Origin of the sequence: Aeromonas sp. 96A, assembly GCF_051919165.1 — a bacterium.
In the GTDB taxonomy this organism is placed as follows: domain Bacteria; phylum Pseudomonadota; class Gammaproteobacteria; order Enterobacterales; family Aeromonadaceae; genus Aeromonas; species Aeromonas veronii.
In genome coordinates this window covers 2,846,630-2,869,615 of sequence record NZ_JBQBFE010000001.1, presented here as the reverse complement: position 1 = coordinate 2,869,615, position 22,986 = coordinate 2,846,630, and the positions used below count along the sequence as shown (strand labels likewise).

At 58.8% G+C, this 22,986-nt stretch carries 21 protein-coding genes; 14 read left to right on the top strand and 7 right to left on the bottom strand.

The genetic code is table 11. The features are described from left to right. On the bottom strand, positions 1 to 1,104 hold the full coding sequence (gene dnaN / locus ACTG2W_RS13180; protein ID WP_106844445.1) for a DNA polymerase III subunit beta: 1,104 nt from the start codon (positions 1,102 to 1,104) through the stop codon (positions 1 to 3). 83 nt (positions 1,105 to 1,187) lie between these two features. After that, positions 1,188 to 2,558, bottom strand: coding sequence for a chromosomal replication initiator protein DnaA (gene dnaA / locus ACTG2W_RS13175; protein WP_005339307.1), 1,371 nt, complete (start codon positions 2,556 to 2,558; stop codon positions 1,188 to 1,190). Between the two features lie 311 nt (positions 2,559 to 2,869). Between dnaA and ACTG2W_RS13170 the strand changes: the two genes are divergently transcribed. The 8 genes from ACTG2W_RS13170 to mnmE all read left to right on the top strand — a co-directional run bounded on the left by ACTG2W_RS13170 (position 2,870) and on the right by mnmE (position 9,136). After that, a complete protein-coding gene (locus ACTG2W_RS13170; protein WP_019445519.1) occupies positions 2,870 to 3,628 on the top strand; it encodes an amino acid ABC transporter substrate-binding protein in 759 nt (252 codons plus the stop codon). Next, complete coding sequence (locus ACTG2W_RS13165; RefSeq protein ID WP_019445518.1) at positions 3,629 to 4,297, top strand: amino acid ABC transporter permease; 669 nt, start codon at positions 3,629 to 3,631, stop codon at positions 4,295 to 4,297. A 12-nt stretch (positions 4,298 to 4,309) separates the two neighbouring features. Beyond that, the gene (locus tag ACTG2W_RS13160) at positions 4,310 to 5,044 is read left to right on the top strand and encodes an amino acid ABC transporter ATP-binding protein (protein ID WP_040068428.1); all 735 of its coding nucleotides are present in this window, start codon (positions 4,310 to 4,312) and stop codon (positions 5,042 to 5,044) included. A gap of 270 nt (positions 5,045 to 5,314) precedes the next feature. Beyond that, positions 5,315 to 5,449, top strand: coding sequence for a 50S ribosomal protein L34 (rpmH, locus tag ACTG2W_RS13155; RefSeq protein ID WP_005307156.1), 135 nt, complete (start codon positions 5,315 to 5,317; stop codon positions 5,447 to 5,449). Further along, positions 5,449 to 5,808, top strand: a complete 360-nt coding sequence (gene rnpA, locus ACTG2W_RS13150; RefSeq protein ID WP_005339313.1) for a ribonuclease P protein component — start codon at positions 5,449 to 5,451, stop codon at positions 5,806 to 5,808. Before rpmH ends, rnpA begins: the two co-directional genes overlap by 1 nt. Then, on the top strand, positions 5,775 to 6,023 hold the full coding sequence (yidD, locus tag ACTG2W_RS13145; protein WP_010672280.1) for a membrane protein insertion efficiency factor YidD: 249 nt from the start codon (positions 5,775 to 5,777) through the stop codon (positions 6,021 to 6,023). The genes rnpA and yidD overlap by 34 nt, the downstream gene beginning before the upstream one ends. Before the next feature lie 5 nt (positions 6,024 to 6,028). Then, positions 6,029 to 7,675: a membrane protein insertase YidC gene (gene yidC / locus ACTG2W_RS13140; RefSeq protein WP_005355794.1), complete on the top strand. Its 1,647-nt coding sequence runs from the start codon at positions 6,029 to 6,031 to the stop codon at positions 7,673 to 7,675. Between the two features lie 99 nt (positions 7,676 to 7,774). Continuing rightward, positions 7,775 to 9,136 (top strand): tRNA uridine-5-carboxymethylaminomethyl(34) synthesis GTPase MnmE, encoded by a 1,362-nt coding sequence (gene mnmE, locus ACTG2W_RS13135; protein WP_106844446.1) that lies wholly within the window; start codon positions 7,775 to 7,777, stop codon positions 9,134 to 9,136. A gap of 73 nt (positions 9,137 to 9,209) precedes the next feature. Here mnmE and fhuB read toward each other — a convergent pair whose 3' ends face one another. The 5 genes from fhuB to ACTG2W_RS13110 form a co-directional block, all read right to left on the bottom strand. Next, positions 9,210 to 11,189: a Fe(3+)-hydroxamate ABC transporter permease FhuB gene (gene fhuB, locus ACTG2W_RS13130; protein WP_440016257.1), complete on the bottom strand. Its 1,980-nt coding sequence runs from the start codon at positions 11,187 to 11,189 to the stop codon at positions 9,210 to 9,212. After that, entirely contained in the window at positions 11,186 to 12,070 is an 885-nt protein-coding gene (locus tag ACTG2W_RS13125; protein WP_128836553.1) for an ABC transporter substrate-binding protein, read from the bottom strand. The genes fhuB and ACTG2W_RS13125 overlap by 4 nt, the downstream gene beginning before the upstream one ends. A 33-nt stretch (positions 12,071 to 12,103) precedes the next feature. Then, positions 12,104 to 12,868, bottom strand: coding sequence for an ATP-binding cassette domain-containing protein (locus tag ACTG2W_RS13120; protein ID WP_124930500.1), 765 nt, complete (start codon positions 12,866 to 12,868; stop codon positions 12,104 to 12,106). A 46-nt stretch (positions 12,869 to 12,914) separates the two neighbouring features. Beyond that, on the bottom strand, positions 12,915 to 14,561 hold the full coding sequence (locus tag ACTG2W_RS13115) for a multidrug ABC transporter permease/ATP-binding protein (protein WP_421309396.1): 1,647 nt from the start codon (positions 14,559 to 14,561) through the stop codon (positions 12,915 to 12,917). A gap of 79 nt (positions 14,562 to 14,640) precedes the next feature. Continuing rightward, complete coding sequence (locus tag ACTG2W_RS13110) at positions 14,641 to 16,764, bottom strand: TonB-dependent siderophore receptor (RefSeq protein WP_128834580.1); 2,124 nt, start codon at positions 16,762 to 16,764, stop codon at positions 14,641 to 14,643. 396 nt (positions 16,765 to 17,160) lie between these two features. On the opposite strand from ACTG2W_RS13110, the gene mioC reads away from it, so the two are divergent. The 6 genes from mioC to ACTG2W_RS13080 all read left to right on the top strand — a co-directional run bounded on the left by mioC (position 17,161) and on the right by ACTG2W_RS13080 (position 22,979). Further along, positions 17,161 to 17,610: an FMN-binding protein MioC gene (mioC, locus tag ACTG2W_RS13105; protein ID WP_033138545.1), complete on the top strand. Its 450-nt coding sequence runs from the start codon at positions 17,161 to 17,163 to the stop codon at positions 17,608 to 17,610. A 508-nt stretch (positions 17,611 to 18,118) separates the two neighbouring features. Further along, positions 18,119 to 20,008, top strand: a complete 1,890-nt coding sequence (mnmG, locus tag ACTG2W_RS13100) for a tRNA uridine-5-carboxymethylaminomethyl(34) synthesis enzyme MnmG (RefSeq protein ID WP_005357220.1) — start codon at positions 18,119 to 18,121, stop codon at positions 20,006 to 20,008. A gap of 8 nt (positions 20,009 to 20,016) precedes the next feature. Then, positions 20,017 to 20,643: a 16S rRNA (guanine(527)-N(7))-methyltransferase RsmG gene (gene rsmG, locus ACTG2W_RS13095; RefSeq protein WP_440016256.1), complete on the top strand. Its 627-nt coding sequence runs from the start codon at positions 20,017 to 20,019 to the stop codon at positions 20,641 to 20,643. A gap of 26 nt (positions 20,644 to 20,669) precedes the next feature. After that, complete coding sequence (locus ACTG2W_RS13090; protein WP_005307193.1) at positions 20,670 to 21,473, top strand: ParA family protein; 804 nt, start codon at positions 20,670 to 20,672, stop codon at positions 21,471 to 21,473. Next, the gene (locus ACTG2W_RS13085) at positions 21,470 to 22,378 is read left to right on the top strand and encodes a ParB/RepB/Spo0J family partition protein (protein WP_005342343.1); all 909 of its coding nucleotides are present in this window, start codon (positions 21,470 to 21,472) and stop codon (positions 22,376 to 22,378) included. The genes ACTG2W_RS13090 and ACTG2W_RS13085 overlap by 4 nt, the downstream gene beginning before the upstream one ends. A gap of 190 nt (positions 22,379 to 22,568) precedes the next feature. Next, a complete protein-coding gene (locus tag ACTG2W_RS13080) occupies positions 22,569 to 22,979 on the top strand; it encodes an ATP synthase subunit I (RefSeq protein WP_019445506.1) in 411 nt (136 codons plus the stop codon). Positions 22,980 to 22,986: the final 7 nt, after the last annotated feature.

Sequence of the window (22,986 nt, the reverse complement as noted above, 5' to 3'; positions counted from 1 at the left end):
CTAGATCCGCATCGGCATCACCACGTACTGAGCATCCTGATGTTCAAAATCCTCAATAATGGCACTGCTGATGGAATCGCTCAGGCTAATCCGAATTTGGTCACATTTTAACGTATTCAGCACGTCGAGCACATAAGAGACGTTAAAGCCGATCTCCATCTCGCCAGCGGCATATTGTACGTCAAGCAGCTCTTCGGCTTCTTCCTGTTCCGGGTTGTTGGCAGTGATGCGCAGCAGGTTTTCCTGCAGATTGAGACGCACCCCACGGAATTTCTCGTTGGAGAGGATGGCAGCGCGGGCAAACGCCTGACGCAGATCCTCACGGCCGGCAATCAGGGCCTTGTCGCTGTTGCGCGGAATGACGCGGCGCCAGTCCGGGAAGCGGCCATCCACCAGCTTGGAGGTGAAGATAAAGCCGTCCAGCGCAGCACGCAGGTTGCTGCGACCAATCTGCAGCCGCACCGGTTTGTCTTCCGCCTCCAGCAGACGCACCAGCTCCAGTACCCCTTTGCGCGGCAGGATAACCTGATGATCGGGCAGCGATTCCCCTACTACCTCGCGGCGGCAGGTGGCCAGACGGTGACCGTCGGTCGCCACGGTACGCAGACCGTGACCTTCGCTCTCGAACAGCATACCGTTCAGGTAATAACGCACGTCCTGGCTGGCCATGGAGAACTGGGTCGCATCGATCAGCTTCTTCAGCTCCAGCTGGCTGATATCGAACTCGAGCACGGATTCCCAATCCTCGATGTTCGGATACTCGGTCGCCGGCAGGGTCGAGAGGTTGAAGCGGGAACGGCCGGAACGGATGATCAGGCGATCGCCTTCGGTATTGAGGCGGATCTCGGCGCCTTCCGGCAGACCACGGCAGATATCCAGCAGCTTGCGCGCCGGTACTGTGGTGCGGCCATCTTCGCTGGCCCCGTTCAGATAGACCTGACCGATCATCTCTACTTCGAGATCGGTACCGGTCAGTGACAGCAGACCGTTGCTGACATCAAGCAGCACGTTGCCGAGGATCGGCAGGGTCGGTCGGCCGCCGAGGGCGCCGGACACCAGTTGCAGAGGACGTAACAGGGCCTCACGGCTAATTTCGAGCTGCATCTGTGCTCTCCGTTGTGATTAGGAGGAAAAGATTCGGATCAGGTTGGAATATTCGCGCTGCATCTGTCCACTCGATTCCGTTATCAGGAAGAAAGGGTACGGATCAGGTTGGAATAGTCCTCCTTGATGTCGTGACTCTCCTCCTTCAGCTGCTCGATCTTGCGGCAGGCATGAAGAACGGTAGTGTGGTCACGGCCACCAAAGGCATCACCTATCTCCGGCAAACTGTGGTTGGTCAGCTCCTTGGCCAGTGCCATCGCCAGTTGGCGCGGACGGGCAACAGAGCGGGAACGACGCTTGGAGAGCAGATCCGCCAGCTTGATCTTGTAGTATTCCGCCACCGTCTTCTGGATATTGTCGATGGTGACCAGCTTCTCCTGCAGTGCCAACAGGTCGCGCAGCGCTTCGCGCACGAAATCGATGTTGATGGCACGGCCGGTGAAGTTGGCGTTGGCGATCACCCGGTTGAGGGCGCCTTCCAGTTCACGGACGTTGGATCGCAGACGTTTGGCAATGAAGAAGGCCACTTCGTCCGGCAGATGGATCTGATTCTCGTCTGCCTTGCGCATCAGGATCGCGACGCGGGTCTCCAGCTCCGGCGGTTCGATCGCCACGGTCAGGCCCCAGCCGAAGCGGGACTTGAGGCGATCCTCAACACCGTTGATCTCCTTCGGATAGCGATCCGAGGTGAGGATGATCTGCTGGTTACCTTCCAGCAAGGCATTGAAGGTATGGAAGAACTCCTCCTGGGAGCGCTCCTTGTTGGCGAAGAACTGGATGTCATCGATGAGCAGGGCATCGACGCTGCGGTAGTAACGCTTGAACTCTTCAATGGCGTTGTTTTGCAGCGCTTTCACCATGTCCTGAACAAACCGCTCGGAGTGCATATAGATGACTTTGGCATCTTTTTTACTCTCCTTGATGGCATTGCCAACGGCGTGCAGCAGGTGGGTTTTACCAAGGCCAGTGCCGCCATAGAGGAACAGCGGGTTGTAAGCACCACCCGGATTGTCCGCTACCTGACGGGCAGCCGCACGCGCCAACTGGTTGGACTTACCCTCGACGAAATTCTCGAAGGTATAGTTCACGTTGGTGTTGCTCTTGTGGTTCGGCTCGGGCTTGGCTTCAGCCTTGCTTTCCCAGCTCTTCTGCAAGTTATTCACAGGCGCGGCACCCTGTACCGGCGCTCTGGCGACAGCAACAGGATGGGGACGATTGCCTATATCAAAACGCAGGGCGGGGCCGTCGACCCCGCAGAGTTCGTTGATGATGCCGTTAACCCGGATGAGATACTTGTCTCGTACCCAGTCCAGAACAAAGCGATTCGGTGCATACAGGGTCAGAGTATTGTCACTCAACTCCGCTTGAAGCGGCCGGATCCACATGCTGAATTCTGCCGAGGGCAACTCATCTTGCAGCCGGTTAAGGCACTGCTGCCATAGCGAAGCAGTCACTCTAAACTCCTGTCGATTGATTAACTAAAGACCGGCTATTCTACGTTTTTAGCCGCCGGATCTCCAGCCATCGCCCGGTGGATCCAGCAAATAAGATCCTTGACTTTCAAGGATCCAGCGCCTTTGGATCGGATTTCATCCCCAAAGTTACCCACAGCTTGATCCACCGTCCGGATTGGTCGATCCCGTGCTTCTCTCCTGTTATTTCATATAACCAAATGTCATTTATTTTTTAAATTTTATTCCAATAACATCAGGGCCAAACCAGTTATTACAACTACAAATACAAGACATTGAGAGAGAGAAACACCATGAAAACATCCATCAAACTGATTTCCGGCGCAGCCATCCTGCTCGCCACCCTGTCCGGTCAGGCCATCGCCCAGGAGACCATCAAGGTCGGCATGTCTGGCAAATATTTCCCGTTCACCTTCGTCAAGCAGGACAAGCTGCAGGGCTTTGAAGTGGATATGTGGAACCAGATCGGCGAGCGCACCGGCTACAAGGTCGAATTCGTGACCGCCAGCTTCTCCGGCCTGTTCGGCATGCTGGAAACCGGCCGCATCGACACCATCTCCAACCAGATCACCATCACCGACGAGCGCAAGGCGAAGTACGACTTCTCCCAGCCTTACGTCTATGACGGCGCCCAGATCGTGGTACGCAAGGGCAACAGCACCATTCATGGCATCAAGGATCTGGAAGGCAAGAGCGTTGCCGTGAACCTGGGTTCCAACTTCGAAGAGCTGCTGCGCAAGAACGACCCGAACAAGAAGATCGATATCCGCACCTATGACTCCGCCTTCGAGCAGGATGTCGCCCTGGGTCGCATCGATGCCTTCGTGATGGACCGCGTCTCCACCGCCCAGCTGATCAAAGAGTCCAAGCTGCCGCTGCAACAGGCTGGCGCACCGTTCGAGACTATCGAGAACGCCCTGCCCTTCCTGAAGACCCCGGAGAAACAGGCGCTGCTGAAGAAGGTCGACGAGGCCCTGACCGCCATGCGCAAGGATGGCTCCCTGCGTCAGATCTCCGAGAAATGGTTCGCTTCCGACATCACCGACAAATAAATGATGGAATTTGACCTCGAATACACGCTGGGGCTGTTTCCCATCCTGCTCAAATACCTGGGCACCACGATGGAGATGGCCCTGTGGGGATTCGTGCTGGCACTCGTACTCTCGCTGGCCCTGGCGATAGTACGGGTGTTTCGCGTCCCTGCGATTCACTGGCTGGCGATGCTCTATATCTCGTTCTTTCGGGGTACACCGCTACTCGTTCAGCTGTTCCTGCTCTACTACGGACTGCCGCAACTGTTCCCGATCTTCGTGGGAATGGATGCCTTTACCGCCGCCATCGTCGGTCTGACCCTGCACTTCGCCGCCTACATGGCCGAGTCGATCCGCGCAGCCATCCTCGGCATTCACAAAAGCCAGATGGAAGCGGCGCTCAGTATCGGCATGAGCCGTTATCAGGCGATGCAGCGGATCATCCTGCCGCAGGCGGCCCGTATCGCCACCCCGTCGCTGATGAACTACTTCATCGACATGATCAAGAGCACCTCGCTGGCGTTCACGCTGGGAGTGGCCGAGATCATGGGCAAGGCGCAAATGGAAGCCTCCTCCTCCTTCAAGTTCTTCGAGAGCTTTATGGCGGTGGCGCTGATCTACTGGGTAGTGGTGATCTTCTTTACCCGCTTGCAGCATCTGCTGGAAGTCCGTCTTAACCGTGCCTATTAAAGGAGGGCTCTCATGATCAAGCTAACCGGCCTCTCCAAGGCATATCACGGCAATCAGGTGCTCAACGGCATCGATCTGGAGGTCAAAAAGGGGGAAATTGTCGTCATCATCGGCCCCTCCGGCACCGGCAAGTCGACTCTGTTGCGCTGCCTGAACCTGCTGGAGACCCCGGATGCGGGCACCCTTGCCATCGACGATCTCAAGCTGAATCTGGCCAAGGCCAGCGAACAGCAGGCGATCGAGCTGCGCAAGCGGGCCTCCTTCGTGTTCCAGAACTACGCCCTTTTTGCCAACAAAACAGCGCTCGACAACATCGCCGAAGGGCTGATCACCGTCTGGAAGCAGCCAAAAGCCGAGGCCCGTGCCACAGCGCTCGGCATCCTCAAGGACATTGGTCTTGCCGACAAGCAGGATGCCTATCCGGCCTCCCTCTCCGGCGGCCAGCAGCAGCGGGTCGGCATTGGTCGCGCCATGGCGGCACACTCCAAGGTGATCCTGTTTGACGAGCCCACCTCGGCTCTCGATCCCGAGTGGGTCGACGAGGTTTTGGGACTAATGAAAGAGTTGGCCCGCCAGCACCAGACCATGGTGGTGGTGACCCATGAGATTGAATTTGCTCGTGATGTTGCCGATCGGGTGATCTTCATGGAAGGGGGGCGGATCGTCGAGCAGGGCCCGCCGGATCAGATATTGGTCGATCCCAAGGATCCCCGTACCCGGGAGTTCTTGCGGAAAGTCCTTAAATAGCTCTCTCTTTGGCGGCCTGGCCGCCTTTTTTATTGAGGGATCCCTTGTTTAACCCCGGGTTGCCAGTATAATCCGGAGCCCTTGATCCTCTGGATCCTCACGCTCGGCAGCGGCCTTTTCAAGACCACGGCAGGATGAGAGGGAACGGCGGATTGACTAAAAGCCGAACTCTGTTTAGAATTCGGCCTCTTTTGCTAGTCGTCACACGCTATAGCTGGCGCGTCGGCTAAGTGTGACAATCAAAACTGTACAGAAATACGGAATCGAATCATGAAACGTACTTTTCAACCGTCCAACCTGAAGCGCAAGCGCTCTCACGGTTTCCGCGCCCGCATGGCAACTGCCAACGGTCGTAAAGTTCTGGCCGCTCGTCGTGCCAAGGGTCGTGCCCGTCTGGTAGTTTAATGCCTACCCAGCACACCTTCTCTCGGGAGTTACGTCTGTTAACTCCCGAACACTTCAAACGCGTTTTCGCCGAGCCTGTCCGGGCTGCTTCCCCGCAAATTACGCTTCTCGCCTGCCCCAATTCACTCGAACACTCTCGTCTTGGTCTCGCTGTGCCCAAAAAAGCACTCAAGCGTGCCGTCTGGCGTAACCGTGTCAAACGGGTGGTCCGGGAAAGTTTCCGCCTCAAACAACATCAGCTGCCCGCTATCGACATCGTGGTGATCGCCAAGGCCGGTGTGAAAGAGATGGATAACGAGGAACTGTTCAAGTTACTGGAAAAGCTATGGCGCACTCTGTCACGCCGTTGCAATGGGTAGCTATCAAACTGATACGACTGTATCAGCTAATCATTAGCCCTCTGCTCGGGCCGCGCTGCCGTTTTACTCCAACTTGTTCCCAATTTGCGATAGAAGCCATCCGACTTCACGGTTTCATAAAAGGCGTTTGGTTAGCTAGCAAACGTCTATTAAAATGCCATCCCTTATCCGAGGGTGGTTATGACCCGGTTCCGCAACCAAAGCGAAGAAACTGAAGACTATGGAATCACAACGCAATCTACTCCTGATCGGTTTGCTGTTCGTGAGCTTTCTGCTCTGGCAACAGTGGGAGTCCGACAAGGCTCCGAAGCCGGCCCCGACTACCGTGGCCCAAACCGAACATTTCGTACCTGAAGCCGGTCAGACCGGTGATATTCCTCAGGTTTCCGAGCAAGCCAACGCGACTGCCGCACGCAAGCTGATCACCGTCTCCTCTGACGTGCTCAAGCTGACCCTGGATACCCAGGGTGGTGACGTCGTGTCTGCCGAACTGCTGTCTCACAAACTGGAAGAGGGCAAGGACCAACCGTTCGTGCTGCTGACCAGCAAGCCTGAGCACCTCTATATCGCCCAGAGCGGTCTGGTGGGTCGCAACGGTCCGGACAGTCAGGCCGAAGGTCGTCCTACCTATGAAGCCGCCCAGACCAGCTATCAGCTGGCCGATGGTCAGGATCAAGTCGTCGTTCCGATGACCTGGACCGACAGCAAGGGCGTGGTCTTCACCAAGGAGTTCATCCTCAAGCGTGGCGACTATGCCGTTGGCGTTGATTACAAGATCGACAACAAATCTGCCGAGCCGGTTCAGGTGCAGTTCTATGGTCAGCTGAAGCAGACCGTAGCCACACCGAAGGATCAGGAAGGTCATGCCATGGTAGCCAGCGCTTACCGTGGTGGTGCCTTCTCCACTGAAGATACCCGCTACAAGAAGTACACCTTCGACGAGATGAAGGATGCCGACCTGAACAAGACCACCAAGGGTGGTTGGGTCGCCATGCTGCAACACTACTTCGTCTCTGCCTGGGCTCCGAATGCCGACGATACCAACAGCTTCTACAGCCGTGTGATCCCGGGCAAAGGCCAGGCCATCATCGGTTACAAGGCGCCGCTGGTTGACGTAGCTGCCGGCCAACAGGCCGAAGTGACCAGCAAGCTGTGGGTTGGTCCCAAGCTGCAAGACCAGATGGCCAAGGTGGCTAACCACCTCGACCTGACCGTCGACTACGGCTGGCTGTGGTTCATCGCCCAACCGCTGCACTGGCTGCTGACCGTGTTCCACGGTTTCGTCCAGAACTGGGGTCTGGCCATCATCATGCTGACCCTGCTGGTGCGCGGCATCATGTTCCCGCTGACCAAGGCCCAGTACACCTCCATGGCCAAGATGCGCATGCTGCAACCCAAGATTGCGGCCCTGCGCGAGCGCTTCGGCGATGACCGCCAGAAGATGTCTCAGGGCATGATGGAGCTGTACAAGAAGGAGAAGGTCAACCCGCTGGGTGGCTGCCTGCCGATCCTGGTTCAGATGCCGATCTTCATCGCCCTCTACTGGGCACTGATGGAATCCGTTGAACTGCGTCACGCGCCGTTTGCCCTGTGGATCACTGACCTGTCAGTGAAGGACCCCTTCTTCGTGCTGCCAATCCTCATGGGTGCCTCCATGTGGTATCTGCAGAAGATGAGCCCGACCACCGTAACCGACCCGATGCAGCAGAAAGTGATGCAGTTCATGCCGATCATCTTCACTTTCATGTTCCTCTGGTTCCCGGCTGGCCTGACTCTCTACTGGCTGGTGAGCAACGTCATCTCCATCATCCAGCAGACCATCATCTATCGTCAGCTGGAGAAGAAAGGACTGCATTCACGCAGCTAATCTTCCCGTGATGACAAAAGAGGCGGCCTTCGGGCCGCCTTTTTTATTACAATGTCTCCCACTACGTTTTCCTATCAGCGAACAAACGAGCCAAGCAAGATGACAACAGATACGATCGTGGCCCAGGCCACCGCGCCAGGCCGTGGTGGCGTCGGCATAGTCCGGGTCTCCGGCCCCGCCGCCGAACAGGTCGCCGGGATAGTGCTCGGCAAGCTCCCGCGGGTGCGCTACGCCGAATATCTGCCGTTCAAGGATGAGCAAGGCCAGGTACTGGATCAGGGCATCGCCCTGCTGTTCAAAGCTCCCAACAGCTTCACCGGCGAGGATGTGCTGGAGCTGCAGGGCCACGGCGGCCCCGTCATCATGGACATGCTGATCCGCCGCATTCTGAAAATCGATGGCATCCGCCCTGCCCGCCCCGGCGAGTTCAGCGAGCGCGCCTTCATCAACGACAAGCTGGATCTGGCCCAGGCCGAAGCTATCGCTGACCTTATTGAAGCCTCCAGCGAACAGGCCGCCCGCAGCGCCATGCACTCCCTGCAGGGGCAGTTCTCCAGCAAAATCCAGCAACTGGTGGAGAGCCTGATCCGGCTGCGCATCTATGTGGAAGCGGCCATCGACTTCCCGGACGAGGAGATCGACTTCCTCTCCGACGGCAAGGTGGCGGGCGACCTCTACAGCATCATGTCCGAGCTGGACGACGTGCGCGGGGAAGCCAAACAGGGCGCCCTGCTGCGGGAAGGGATGAAGGTGGTGATCGCCGGTCGTCCCAACGCCGGCAAATCGAGCCTGCTAAATGCCCTGGCGGGCCGTGAGTCGGCCATCGTCACCGAGATTGCCGGTACCACCCGCGACGTGCTGCGCGAGCATATCCATCTCGATGGCATGCCGCTGCACATCATCGACACCGCCGGTCTGCGCGACACTCAGGACAAGGTGGAGCAGATCGGTATCGAACGCGCCTGGGCCGAGATTGAACAGGCCGATCGGGTGCTGTTTATGGTGGATGGCACCACCACAGACGCGGTTGACCCGCGGGAGATCTGGCCGGAATTTGTTGATCGGTTGCCAAAAAACATCGGCCTCACCGTCATTCGCAACAAGGCCGATCTAACAGGCGAGGATCTGGCACCGAGTCAGGAGCAGGGCCACGCCGTCTACCGTATCTCCGCCAAGACCGAGCTGGGACTGCCTGCCCTGCGCGAGCACCTGAAAGCCTGCATGGGTTTCCAGGGCAACACCGAAGGGGGCTTTATGGCTCGCCGCCGCCATCTGGATGCGCTGGAGCGTGCCGCCGAGCGCCTGCTGGTGGCCAAGGAGCAGCTGGAAGTGTTCGTGGCCGGCGAGCTGGTAGCCGAAGAGTTGCGCCTGGCGCAGGAGTCTCTCTCCGAGATCACCGGCGAATTCAGCTCCGACGATCTGCTGGGTCGCATCTTCTCCAGCTTCTGCATCGGCAAGTAACTCTCCGCTCAGCAGACAATAAAAAGCCCGGGTTCATCCCGGGCTTTTTATTGTGCGTTTTTTGTCCACAAACCTAGAGGCGACGCAGGCACCACATGAAGTAAGCGCCCCCTAACAGGGTGGAGACCAGCCCGACCGGCACCTCCTGCGGGAAGAGGATCTGCTGGCCGACCCAGTCAGCCGACACCATCAACAGGGCGCCGGAAGCGGCGGCCCCAAGCAGGTGCCAGCGTGCCCGCACCAACCCCATCAGCTTGGCCATATGTGGCGCCAACAGACCGACGAACGAGAGCGGCCCGACCACCAGGGTGGCGCTGGCAGTGAGCACGGCCACCAGCAGCAGGATGGCGAGCTGGGCACGGTTGAGGCGAATGCCGAGTGCGGTCGCTACAGCACTCCCCATCGGCATCAGATCGAGCCAGCGGCTCACCAACAGGCAGGCGGCCAGCATCAACAGCACCAGCCCCACCAACCCATAGGCCACCGGCAGGGTGACGTAATAGGTAGAACCGGACATCCAGGAGAGCAGTTGCTGCACCCGCAGGTCGCCGTTGGCCAGCGCGATAGCCTGCAGCGGCTCAAACAACGCCGTGATGGCGATACCGGAGAGCAGGATCCGCTCCGGCTGGAAACCGTGCTTGCGATTGACCAGCACCAGCAGCAACAGGCAGCCGAAGGCACCGAGAAGGCCACCCAGCAGCATTATGGGCAACGGCAAAGCTGGCAGCAGTAAGGCCGTCGTTATCACCCCCATAAAGGTGCCGCCGCTCACCCCCAGCAGCTCCGGACTCGCCATAGGATTGTTGCTGACCCGCTGCAACAGGGTGCCCGCCAGCGCCAGCAGCACGCCAGCCGCCCCCGCCGCCAGAGTGCGCGGCAGCCGCCACTCCAACTGGGCATGCCAGCGGAGCCAGCTTGGCCAACTCCAGCCCGTCATTCCCTGCCCAAACAGCAGGGAGGCGGCCACGGCCAGCAGCAGCCCGACCAACAACAGGCCAATAAGGCGAGCCGGTGCCGGATGGCGGGCCACCAGCAGGCCGGCGTTTGCCTTCGGCGTACCCGACTTGATGCCAAGGCGCGGGATCAGCCAGAGCAGCAGCGGCGCCCCCAGCAATGCGGTCATGGCGCCGGTGGGGATCAATACCGGCCAGAAGCGGCTCAGGCTCTGCAGCAGATCGGTCGCCGCCAGCAGCAGGGCGCCGAGGATCGGTGCCCACAGCAGCCGCTGGCCAAGCTGGCGGATCCCGAGCAGCCGCACCATGGCGGGCGCCGCCAGCCCGATAAAGCCGATCAACCCCACCACGCTCACCACGCAAGCGGTGACAAACACCGCCAGCCCCAGTCCGGCAAAACGCAGATGCTGCAGGGAGACCCCCAGACTGCGGGCGCTGGCATCATCCAGCTCCAGCACCGCCAGCGGGCGCACCAGTACTGCGGCCAGCGCAGCGGCTGCCAGCAGGCGGGGCAACAGGTAACTCACCCCGCTCCAGCTATTCTGCACTAGCGAGCCACTGCCCCACACCAGCAAACCTTTCAGCTCCTCCTGAAAGAACAGCAAGAGCCCCATGCTGATGGCCGCCAGATAGAGGTTGATCACCAGCCCGGCAAAGACGATGACCACCGGATTGAGCTGACGACGCCAGGCCAGGGCAAACACCAGTGCCATCGCGAGGCAGCCACCGGCCATGGCGATCCACTCCCGTCCCAACAGCAACCAGGAGGGGGCAAACAGGGTCACCATCATCAACGCCAGTTGGGCACCGGAGGCCACCCCCAAGGTGGTCGGTGACGCGAGCGGGTTGCGCAGCACCTGCTGCATCAGGGTACCCGCCAGCCCGAGAGCCGCCCCGGCCAACAGGGTGACAGCCAAGCGGGGTAGCCAGCTGAAATGCACCACCGCTTGGCTGACATCATCCAGATTGGGGGCGAAGAGGCTCTGCCACCAGAGCGCACCGGGCAGCTGGCGAGCCAGCTCCCAATACGCGAGCAAGAGGATCAACCCCAGCAGGATCGAGACCGGCCGCAGCAGCGGCGATGTGAGCAGTCGCTTCATCGGCTAGCCTCCATACGCTCGGCATCTTGCAGCAATGCATCGCTGAGCAGACCGGCGAAACGGCGGGCGGCCAATACGCCGCCAAAACTCCAGACCGCAGGCAGATGCAGCACGGGCGCCTGCCGTACCAGCGGCAGATGCTGCCACAGCCCAGGCTCCTGCAGCCGTTCACTCACCCCGACCGGAATGGGATCGACCACCACCAGCCGCGCGGTTGGCAAGGTCATGAACTGCTCGATGCTGACCACCGAGAAACCCCAGTCATTGGTCTGCTCCTGCCAGCCATTACGCAGCCCGAGGCGCGTCATCACCGCATCGAACAGGCTGTGGCGACCAAACACCCGCACATGGCGCTCATCGATAAACTGCACCACCAGCAGGGGCGGCAAATCCGCAGGCAATCTGGCCTGCATACTGGCAAGATCCCGATCCAGCCCGGCCAGCAGCCGTTCGCCCTCGGCGGTTTTGCCCACTATACGGGCGAGGGTCAGGGTCACCTCGTGCAGCCGCTGCCACAGATCGGTTTGCCCATCATAGAGGGCGATGGTGCTCACCGGCGCGATGCGGGAAAGAGTTGGCGCCAGCGGGGCCGCCAGCGGCGAGATGAGGATGCGATCGAGTTTGAGCTCCGCCAGCAGCTCACGGTTGGGCTGGGTACGCAGGCCGATATCCACCACTCCGGCAGGTAGCCGTGGCTCGCCGACCCAGGCCTGATAGGGACCAGCATCCCCCACCGCCAGCGGAGTCACCCCGAGTGCCAGCAGGGTTTCGGCTATGGTCCAGTCGACGGTGGCGATACGGGGTAGCGGTGCAGAGGCGATCGGGGATGTTTCGGCCTGCGCCACAAGTGGTAACAGCAGGCTGATAAGGCAGGGTGCCATTTTCTTAAATAAACGGTTCAAGAGAGCCCCCGGTCAGACGATGGCGATGGGATGGGCATGGGCCGGGTGGCGAATGACCTCCATCGGGATGCCATAGATGGCGTGCAGGGTCTCGCTGGTCATGATCCCCTCAGGTTCGCCGTGGGTGAGCAGGCGGCCGGAGTGGAGCGCCACCAGCCGATCACAGAAGCGGGAGGCCATATTGATGTCGTGAATGACGATGATGACCCCGAGGTTTAGCTGACGGCTCAACTGCTTGACGAGCGTGAGCACCTCCACCTGATGGGCCACATCCAGCGCGGCCAGCGGCTCGTCCAGCAGGATAAAGCGGCTCTCCTGCGCCAGCAGCATCGCCAGCCAGACCCGCCCCCGCTCGCCGCCGGAGAGGGTATCCACCAGCCGATCGGCAAAACGTTCGGTATGGGTAAGGGCGATGGCCCGCTCGACCTGACGGTGATCCTCCGCCCCCATCCGGCCCAACAGGCCGCGCCAGGGATAGCGGCCCATCTCCACCAGCTCCCGCCCGAGCAGGTTCTCGGCGCTCGGCAAATGCTGGGGCAGATAGGCCACCTGACGGGCAAACTCCCGATTGCCCCAGTCGGGCAGCGGCTTGCCATCGAACAGGATCTCGCCGTCGCTGAGGGGTTGCTGGCGTGCCAGCAGCTTGAGCAGGGTCGATTTGCCCGACCCATTGTGGCCGATGAGGCCATAGACCTGTCCCTGCTCGAAACGCAGGTCGGTGGGGTGCAGCAGCGTGCGGTCATTGACCGTGAAGCTGGCTGATTTCATCTCGAACATAAGCAATTCCTGTGCTGGCTTGCCGCCAGTCTCATCGGTGCCGGCATCAAGCCGGCACCTCGCAATCCAGATGGGCGATCGCATCGCGGCTCACTGCGGCACGGCGCGCGCCGGTCAGTTCAGTGAGCTGGCCCTGACGCATCTCCAACAGGCGATCGGCCAGCGGGAAGTAGTGATCATCGTGACTGATGGCAATCACCGTCTTGCCCATCTCCTTGAGGCGCGGCAGCAGCACCTGATAGAAGATGCGGCGGAACTGGGGATCCTGATCCGCGGCCCACTCGTCAAACAGCATCACCTCGCGCTGCTCGGCCAGCGCCAGCAGCAGGGCGACCCGCTTGCGCTGCCCTTGGGAGAGATCGATATCGGCTATAAAGCCATCCTCGATGGTGAGCTTGCTGCCCATCTGCAACCGCTCCAGCCACTCGGCCACCAGCTCATCCTTGGGTTCCGGCCCCAGCAGGTGCTGGAACAGGTGATAGTCGGTAAAGATGGCGGAGAAGAGCGCCAGATAGCCATTGCGATCGGTGACCGGCCCACCATCCAGCAGGATCCGGCCCGATTCAGGCTGGTAAAGGCCGGTCAGCAGCATGGCCAGCGTCGACTTGCCGGAGCCATTGCCACCGATGATGAAGATCTGCTCCCCCTTTTCGATGACCAGATCGATGGGGCCAACGGCAAAGCCGCCCTCCCCCTGATAGTGAAAGCTCACCTTCTCCAGCTCGATACGCTGCCAGGGGCGGATGGCGGGCGGCAGTGGGAAGTCCGCATCCGGCTCAGCCAGATTGAGGGCGGCGATCTTGTCGAAGGCCACCTGAGCGGCAAGCAGGGTCGGCAGGGCGCCAATCCCCTGCAACAGCGGGGTGCGCAGGAACAGCAGGGTCAGGGCGAAGGTGGCGGCCACATTAGTGTTGGCCCAGCCAAGGCCGTTGGCCAGAAAGAAGACCAGACCGATGGCCCCCAGCATCATGATATTCGACCAGTTCACCGCGCTCAGGTGATAGGTGTCGGCGCGAATGATCTGCTGGCGGTAGTCACGGGCATTTTGCTCATAGAGCTGGTGGTAAACGAAGTGAGCCCGCTCGCGGTTGAGCGCCAGCTCCTTGCTGCCAGCGATGATGGCCTGATAGTTCTGATAGAGCCGATCTTCAGCCTGACGCATGTGGGAGAGATGGCGATAAACACGGTTCACCAGCAACCAGCCCACCACCATGGTGACGGTGACCCAGAGTGCGGTCACCCCGAGCAATGCAGGAGAGAGCCAGCCAAGGTAAAGGGCAGAACCCAGCGTGAGCACCAGCCCCTGCACCAGCTCCGGCAGGCGCACGAAGGCGATGGTGATCTGGCCGATATCGCTGGAGAGGGAGGCCAGTAGCGGCCCCTGACCAATCTGGCGGATGCGGGCGACATCGGTATCCAGCAACTGCTTGAGAAGGCGTCCACGCAACCGGTAGACAAAATGGTGACCGAGAGTGGTCAGGGCCAGCTGAGATCCGAGTGTGATCACCAGCAGCAGCACAATGAGGCCGACCAGCTGACCGAGGATCGGCAGCGGATCACCTATAGATTCGATAAGAGACTGATTGATAAAAGCAATGACGCCAATCCCGCTGACGGCACTGAGCAGACTGAGCAGGGTAATGGCGATAAAGGGCCAACGATATTGGCGATAAACCAGAGACAAGAGTTCCATAACGGACCGGTATTCCAGAGAGATCAGAACAACTGCGGGTGAAAAGAAGGGCGGGAACCCGGTTCCCGCCCGACTTCGATTACCAGCGGTAGTTGATGCTGCCCACTACGCTGCGCGGCTCGCCGTAGTAGCAGTAGTAGTCACAACTGGCCACGTAGGTTTCACCCAGCAGGTTGTTGACGTTGAGCTGGGCACGCCAGTTCTTGGCAAAGTCATACCCGATCATCGCATCCCAGACGGTATGGGCCGGCACCTCGGCAGAGCCGTAGATGGGGGTATAGTCCGCATTCACGGCGCCAATACCCACGCTGGAACCGATATAACGCACACCGGTCCCCAGCTCCAGACCCGAAGCCACCCCTTGCTGCACCTTGTAGTTACCCCAGAAGGAGGCCTGGTGGCGCGGGATCAGGCTGGCACGGCGATCGCCACTGCCGGTGTCGTTGGTTTTGGCATCGGTGTAGGTATAAGCAGCGGTCAGACGCAGTGCATCGGTCACCTGCACGCTCCCTTCCAGCTCGATCCCCTGAGAGGTCATCTCTCCAGCTTGGGTCTGCTGGCCTGAGCCACTGGAAACCAGAGCGTTACTTTGCTCCAGATCGAACAGCGCCAGATTGATGTAACCGTCGAGGAAGGCAGGCGCATATTTGACGCCTGCTTCATACAATTTTCCCTCACGGGATTTATATGAAGTTTTGGTATTCGGATCGATCCCGGGCAACATCAAGAACGACTCAGAATAAGCAAGATATGGCGAGATGCCGTTGTCGGCCAGATACATCAAGCTGCCGGAAAGGGATAGCGCATGCTCGTACTGCCTTTCATCTCTATCATATGTTTTGCTGATGTTATGGGTCTCGACATAGTCAAAGCGACCACCTCCTGTCAGCAACCAGCGATCGTCCCAACGGATCTGATGCTGGGCATAGATCCCCTCTTGAGCCATGGTTGTTTTCTGGTAAGTGGCCGTTGACTCATCAAATCTAGGGAAGCCGCTGTAATCCGGGTTCTGGGTATCTATGGTCCCCATCCATGAGTCCGCTTCCATCCCCTTGTTGACATGACGCTGCAGATCCACCCCAAGCAGCAGGGTCTGCTCGGTGCTGTCGGTGTTCCAGTAACCCACCATCTGATTATCAATAGTGGCACTCTTGGTATTGCCATCCCGATAGATCATGCCACGGCCACGAACCGGCATATTTTCATCGGGTGTCGCGGGCCAGGCAGCCCAAGGATAGATATAGGTCTGGCGCAGCAGCAGATCGTTATAGTTGAACCGAACCTTCTGCTTGAACTCCCAGCTCTGGTTGAGCTGGTGGGCCAGCTCATAACCGGTGGAGATCTGGGTATTGCGGTTGCGATCGTAATCCGGCTGGCTCAGGTTGGTGGAGGGATCAATCTGGCCACCTGACGTATTCAGGGTGCCATAGACCGGGAAGAAGCCGTTGGTCGGGACCCCTTCGTCGTGCAGGAAACTGGCCAGCAGGGTCAGGCTGGTACGATCCGAAAGATCGAAGGTGACGCTCGGCGCCAGATAAACCCGATCGTTGTAGGTGCCAGTGAGCACGCCATCACGCTCTTTATAGAGAGCAACCATGCGGTAGCGGCTGCTGTCGGAGAGCGCGTCAGAGACATCCACCCCGACCTGACGATGATCCCGGCTGCCAAGCTGCAGATCCACCAGCCCTTGCGGCGTGGTGGTCGGTCGCTTGCTAATGGCATTGATCACCCCGCCCGGAGGCGCTACGCCATAGAGCATTGAAGCGGGCCCCTTCAGCACTTCCAGACTATCCAGGCCGAACGGTTCCGGCGTCCAAAGATAGTAACCAGAGCCAAACAGGATGCTTCCATCGAGATAGGAAGCAGCATCAAAGCCACGCACCTTGAACCAGTCGGTGTTGTTGTCGGAACCATAGAGGCCGGTCAATACGCCGGAACGATAGCGAAGCGCCTCATCCAGCTGCAACACGGCGTGCTGATCCAGCTCCTCGCGATTAACTACGGAAACGGCGCGAGGGGTCTCGGCCATCGGCACTTCCACCTTCATGGCCGTACCGGTCACCACCATGGTTTCGCTGGCTTTGGGCAGCTCAGCGGTGGTTTGTTCGGCCATCAGCGGCAGGGAGACGAGCAAACCGGAGAGCGAAAGCACGCCGAAGGCGCCCTTCTTGCCGGGTCCTATAGTGTATTTTTGCGCAATCATATTAAAGTCTCGTTTATCAATGAGTTATGTTGTTTTAATTGTTATTTGTGGTCGTTTGTCACGACATAACCCTGTTCCATGGGCGAATAAAGCAGCGCAATCCTACTACAGGAGCCGTGATCGAATCGATTCAATAATTGCTAATCATTTGCATCTACATTGTTATCTAGCAGCATCGTTGGCAGGATTTCGCGGGAGATGGGAGCCATCAGGAGAGCTATGAGCGGTGAAGAAAATGAAGAGGAATATAAAGAAGCAGAAAAAAGATCGGCAGGATGGATCCGGCGGCATTATCTGACTGGATCCATTATCCCCAAGCTTTATCCATATTTATCCACACCCTTTGGCGGTAGAATCCGGCTTTCCGTTTCTTTGTCTGAAATCAGGATCCATTCCATGGCCAAACTCAATCTCGTCGTCGGCTCCATGCTGGGCGCCGCCGAATATGTCGCAGACCACGTCGCCAACCTGCTGGAACAGGCTGGCCACCAGACCCGGATCCACAACCCGGCCAAGCTGGCAGAGGTGCTGGATGATGCGGGATCCATCCTGCTGGTGGTCACTTCCACCCATGGTGCCGGGGATGTGCCCGACAACCTGCAACCCTTCGCCAAGGATCTTGCCGAGCAGCATCCGGATCTTAATTCATTGAAATATGGCGTGATCGCCCTTGGTGACAGCAGTTATGACACCTTTTGCCAGGGTGGCAAGACGCTGGATCGGCTGCTGGCCGAGTGCGGTGCCAGCCGGATCGGCGAGCGGCTCGACATCGATGTGACCCAACACGAGATCCCCGAAGATGCCGCAGAAGTGTGGATCCGCGACTGGATGACGATGATCGCCTGATCAGCGTGCGGGAGATCCTGAAAAAAAGCTTGATCTCCCCACTTATCCCCAGATCGACTATCCACCATTTTATTAACAGATTGATCCGGGAGAGTTGTTCTACAAGGTTACCCACAACGCCCAGGGGTAATGTGCATAACTACGGTGTAAAGCTCTGCAAAACCTATAGTTATCCATGTATTAGATCCAGACCGACAGACCTCTGTGTATAAAAGTCCTGGTTATCCCCTCGTTCACCGGGCCAGGATCCAAGCTTTTCCACAAGCTAGGATCGTCCTTAAATTAATGATCTTTATGATCAAAAAGTGCTTATCAACAGAAAGGGCGGATCCTAATAAGAGATCCAGTAAAAGATCGATCTAAAGATCCTTAAGATCTAATTAGTGGATCCTCCTTTCATACTGAACGTTAAGTAGACGTTCCCCTCAGGACGCGAAACAGATAGAATGTTCAGCCCTTTAGCCCAGGCAAATAAAGATCTTCAGGCGTGCAGATCAAGGTGATCCCAATGCAATACCATGAACAATTTGATGTGATCGTCGTCGGTGGCGGTCATGCCGGAACCGAAGCAGCAACAGCGGCAGCCCGTATGGGCATGAACACCCTGTTGCTGACCCACAATATCGATACGCTGGGACACATGTCCTGTAATCCGGCGATCGGCGGGATCGGCAAGGGACACCTGGTCAGGGAAGTTGACGCACTCGGCGGGATCATGGCGCGTGCCATCGATCTTGGCGGGATCCAGTTCCGCACCCTCAACTCCTCCAAGGGCCCGGCAGTGCGAGCCACTCGTGCCCAGGCGGATCGCCTGCTCTACAAGGCCGTCGTTCGCCAGATGCTGGAGAACTACCCGAACCTGAAGATCTTCCAGCAGGCTTGTGACGATCTGATCATGGACGGGGATCGTGTTGCCGGTGTGGTGACCCAGAGCGGGATCCGCATTAGCGGCAAGACTGTGGTGTTGACCGTAGGCACCTTCCTGAACGGTTTGATCCACATCGGGATGGAGAACTACAAGGGCGGCCGTGCCGGGGATCCTCCCTCGATCGCTCTGGCCCAGCGCCTGCGCGAACTGCCACTGCGCATCGATCGCCTCAAGACCGGCACCCCGCCGCGCATCGATGCCCGCAGCGTCGATTTCTCCGTCATGCAGGAGCAGCACGGTGACGATCCGCGTCCGGTCTTCTCGTTTATCGGCAATGCCAGCCAGCATCCCCGTCAGGTGCCCTGCTACGTCACCCACACCAACGAGCGTACCCACGAGGTGATCCGCAATAACCTGGATCGCAGCCCCATGTACGCCGGGGTGATCGAGGGGATAGGTCCGCGCTACTGCCCGTCGATCGAAGACAAGATCACCCGTTTCGCCGACAAGACTGCACACCAGATCTTCGTCGAACCGGAAGGCCTTACCACCCACGAACTCTATCCGAACGGGATCTCCACCAGCCTGCCGTTTGACGTGCAGGTGCAGATCGTCCGTTCCGTGCGCGGCTTCGAGAATGCCCACATCACCCGTCCCGGCTATGCCATCGAATATGATTTCTTCGATCCGCGGGATCTCAAGGCCAACATGGAGAGCAAGTGCATTCCAAACCTGTTCTTCGCCGGCCAGATCAACGGCACGACCGGTTACGAAGAGGCGGCGGCACAAGGCCTGATGGCCGGTCTGAACGCGGCCTTGCGTGCCCAGGACAAGGATCCTTGGAACCCGCGTCGGGATCAGGCCTACATGGGCGTGATGATGGATGATCTCTCCACCCTGGGGACCCGCGAGCCTTACCGCATGTTCACCAGCCGTGCCGAATATCGCCTGCTGCTGCGGGAAGACAACGCCGATATCCGCCTGACTGCCATCGGTCGCGAACTGGGTCTGGTGGATGACGAGCGCTGGAGCAAATTCAACGCCAAGATGGAACAGGTCGAGCTGGAGCGTCAGCGCATGCGTTCAACCTGGATCCACCCGCAACATCCGTCACTAGAGGCAGTCAACGCCCTGGTCAACACCCCGCTGACCCGCGAACAGAGTCTGGAAGAGCTGCTGCGTCGCCCCGAGGTGACCTATGATGCGCTGATGGCCATCGAAGGTGTCGGCCCCTCCGTGACTGATCCTGCCGCGGCCGAACAGGTTGAGATCCAGATCAAGTACGCCGGTTACATCGAGCGTCAGCACGATGAAGTGGAAAAGCAGCTGCGCAACGAGAACACCCTGCTGCCGCTGGATCTGGACTATCGCGAGGTGAACGGCCTCTCCAACGAGGTGAAAGCCAAGTTGAACGATGCCAAGCCGCAGACCATTGGTCAGGCTTCCCGCATCTCCGGCATCACCCCGGCGGCCATCTCCATCCTGCTGGTTCACCTGAAAAAACACGGCCTGCTGCGTAAAACCGCCTGAGGAATCCCATGTTGGAAAGATTGAACGGCCTGCTCATGCAGGCCGGAATTGTTATCACCGATACCCAAAAGAGCCAACTGGTGCAGTTGGTCGAGTTGCTGCACAAGTGGAACAAGGCTTACAATCTCACCTCGGTGCGAGATCCGGACGCCATGCTGGTCAAGCATATCCTCGATAGTCTGGTGGTAAGCCCCCACTTGCACGGTGAGCGCTTCATCGATGTGGGGACTGGTCCCGGCCTGCCGGGATTGCCGCTGGCGATCATCAATCCAGACAAGCAGTTCGTCCTGCTCGACAGTCTGGGCAAGCGGATCAACTTCATCCGTCAGGTGATCCTGGAGCTGGGCTTGACCAACGTGACTCCCGTCAAATCCCGGGTCGAGGAGTATCAGCCCGAGGTGGGATTTGACGGCGTGCTGAGCCGGGCCTTCGCCTCACTGGAGGACATGCTGGGCTGGTGTCACCATCTGCCGTCTGCCCAGGGCAGCTTCCTCGCGCTCAAGGGACAGTATCCCGAGCAGGAGCTGGCCCAGTTGCCCGCCAACATCCGTCTGGTCGCCTCCCATCAACTGGTGGTGCCGGAGCTGGAAGGCGAACGTCATCTGCTGGAATTCAAACATATCCAGCCCGAATAGGGTCGCAGTTTCATTTAGGGGACAGTGTGGGAAAAGTCATCGCCATAGCCAACCAGAAGGGTGGAGTGGGTAAAACCACCACCTGTGTGAATCTGGCCGCCTCCATGGCCGCTACCCGGCGCAAGGTGCTGGTGATCGATCTGGATCCGCAGGGCAATGCCACCATGGGCAGCGGTGTCGACAAGTACGAAGTCGAGCGCACCGCCTATGAGCTGCTGATCGAGGACGCCCCCATCGGCGAGGTGATCATCCCCGAAACCTCCGGGGGCTATCACCTGATCGCCGCCAACGCCGACGTGACCGCGGCCGAAATTCGTCTGATGGAGTTCTTCGCCCGCGAGATCCGCCTGCGCAACGCGCTGGCCGCGGTGCGGGACAAGTACGACTACGTCTTCATCGACTGCCCGCCTTCTCTCAACATGCTGACCGTCAACGCCATGGCCGCCGCCGACTCCGTGCTGGTGCCCATGCAGTGCGAATACTATGCGCTCGAAGGGCTGACCGCCCTGGTGGACACCATCAGCAAGCTGGCAGCCGTGGTCAATCCGGATCTGAAGATCGAAGGGGTGCTGCGCACCATGTTCGATCACCGCAACCGGCTGGCCAATGATGTGTCCGATCAGCTTAAACAGCACTTCGGGGACAAGGTCTATCGCACCATCATTCCCCGCAACGTAAGACTGGCGGAGGCACCGAGTTTCGGCGCCCCGGCCATGCACTATGACAAATCATCGGTGGGCGCCAAGGCCTATCTGGCTCTGGCTGGCGAGATCCTGCGTCGCCAGGAGCAGGAGCGTCAGGTGACCATCGCAGACCGAGAGAGCATATGACGCCGAAAAAACGTGGGCTGGGCAAGGGGCTGGATGCCCTGCTCAGTACCAGCACGGCTGCCCGCCAGAAACAGGTGATGAGCGATCAACGTACTGAAGAGGCCATGGCCCCCACCAATCAGGGCGAGCTGCGCAAGCTGCCGGTGGAGTGGTTGCAGTCCGGCAAGTACCAGCCCCGCAAGGATATGTCCCAGGATGCACTGGAAGAGCTTGCCAACTCCATCCGCGCCCAGGGGGTGATCCAGCCCATCGTGGTACGCCCTCTCGGCGAACAATCCTTCGAAATCATCGCCGGTGAGCGGCGTTGGCGCGCGTCCCAGCTGGCGCGGCTCGAGGTGGTGCCCTGCATCGTCAAGGATGTACCCGACGAGGCAGCCGTCGCCATCGCGCTGATTGAGAATATTCAGCGGGAAGACCTCAATGCCATCGAAGAGGCGGTCGCTTTACAAAGACTGCTGACCGAATTCGAACTCACCCACCAGCAGGTGGCCGAGGCGGTGGGCAAGTCCCGCACCACGGTGACCAACCTGCTGCGTCTCAACCAGCTCAACGACGATGTGAAGCGTTTCGTCGAGCATGGCGACCTCGACATGGGCCATGCCCGTGCCCTGCTGGCACTGAGCGGCCAGGCCCAGTCCGAACTGGCCAAGCTGGTTGCCCAGAAAGGGCTGACCGTACGCGATACCGAGAAACTGGTGCAAAAAGCGCTCGAACCGGCAAAAGCCAGGGTCGAACCGGCCCGTGATCCGCAGATCGGCTACCTGGAGCGCCAACTGGCAGAAAAAATTGGCAATCAGGTGCAACTTCAGCCTGGCAAGCGGGATAGCGGGAAGTTAGTAATAAGTTACGAGAATTTGTCCGATTTGGACCGTATATTGGGCTATTTTGGCGTGTCGGAATCGTGATTTTTACGCTTTTTGTAGTAATAAAACATCCATTCCTTTTGATATGACCATAACCCTGATTTGCCGCGGAAAGCCGCAAAAATTAAGGATTTTTGTCATATTGCAATAGCTGCCCTCAAGGGTATAATTTGACCGGCTTTAAGAGCTGTTAACATGGGGTCTTCGGATCCCGATTTTTTACAGTTCTGTAATGTTCAGGGGTAGGTTGGTGAAGCAGAAAATAGCCTTGGAAGGTTTGACACTGGCCTTGGTTATGCTCGTTTGTCAGCTCATCCTGATCCTGGCGATGAGTGCCGTCTGGTTTTACCTGACTGGTGCCAGCGCCGGTTATTCCGCCCTCTACGGAGGGGGGATGTACTGGGTTCCTCAAGCCTTGTTTACTGTCTGGGTGCTGCGCCGCAAGGTGACAACCGAGAGTGTGGGCCTGGTTTTGCGGGACTTTTATGGTGGGGCAGGGATTAAGCTCATTTCTACAACAGGTCTATTCGCCCTGATGTTTGGTGCGGGAGTCGAGGTCGTTACCGTCTCGTTTTTCGCCACTTATATCCTCGCCCTCGTTGTACAGTGGATGGTTTCATTCACGCTTAACAACCACTATTAGGAAAACT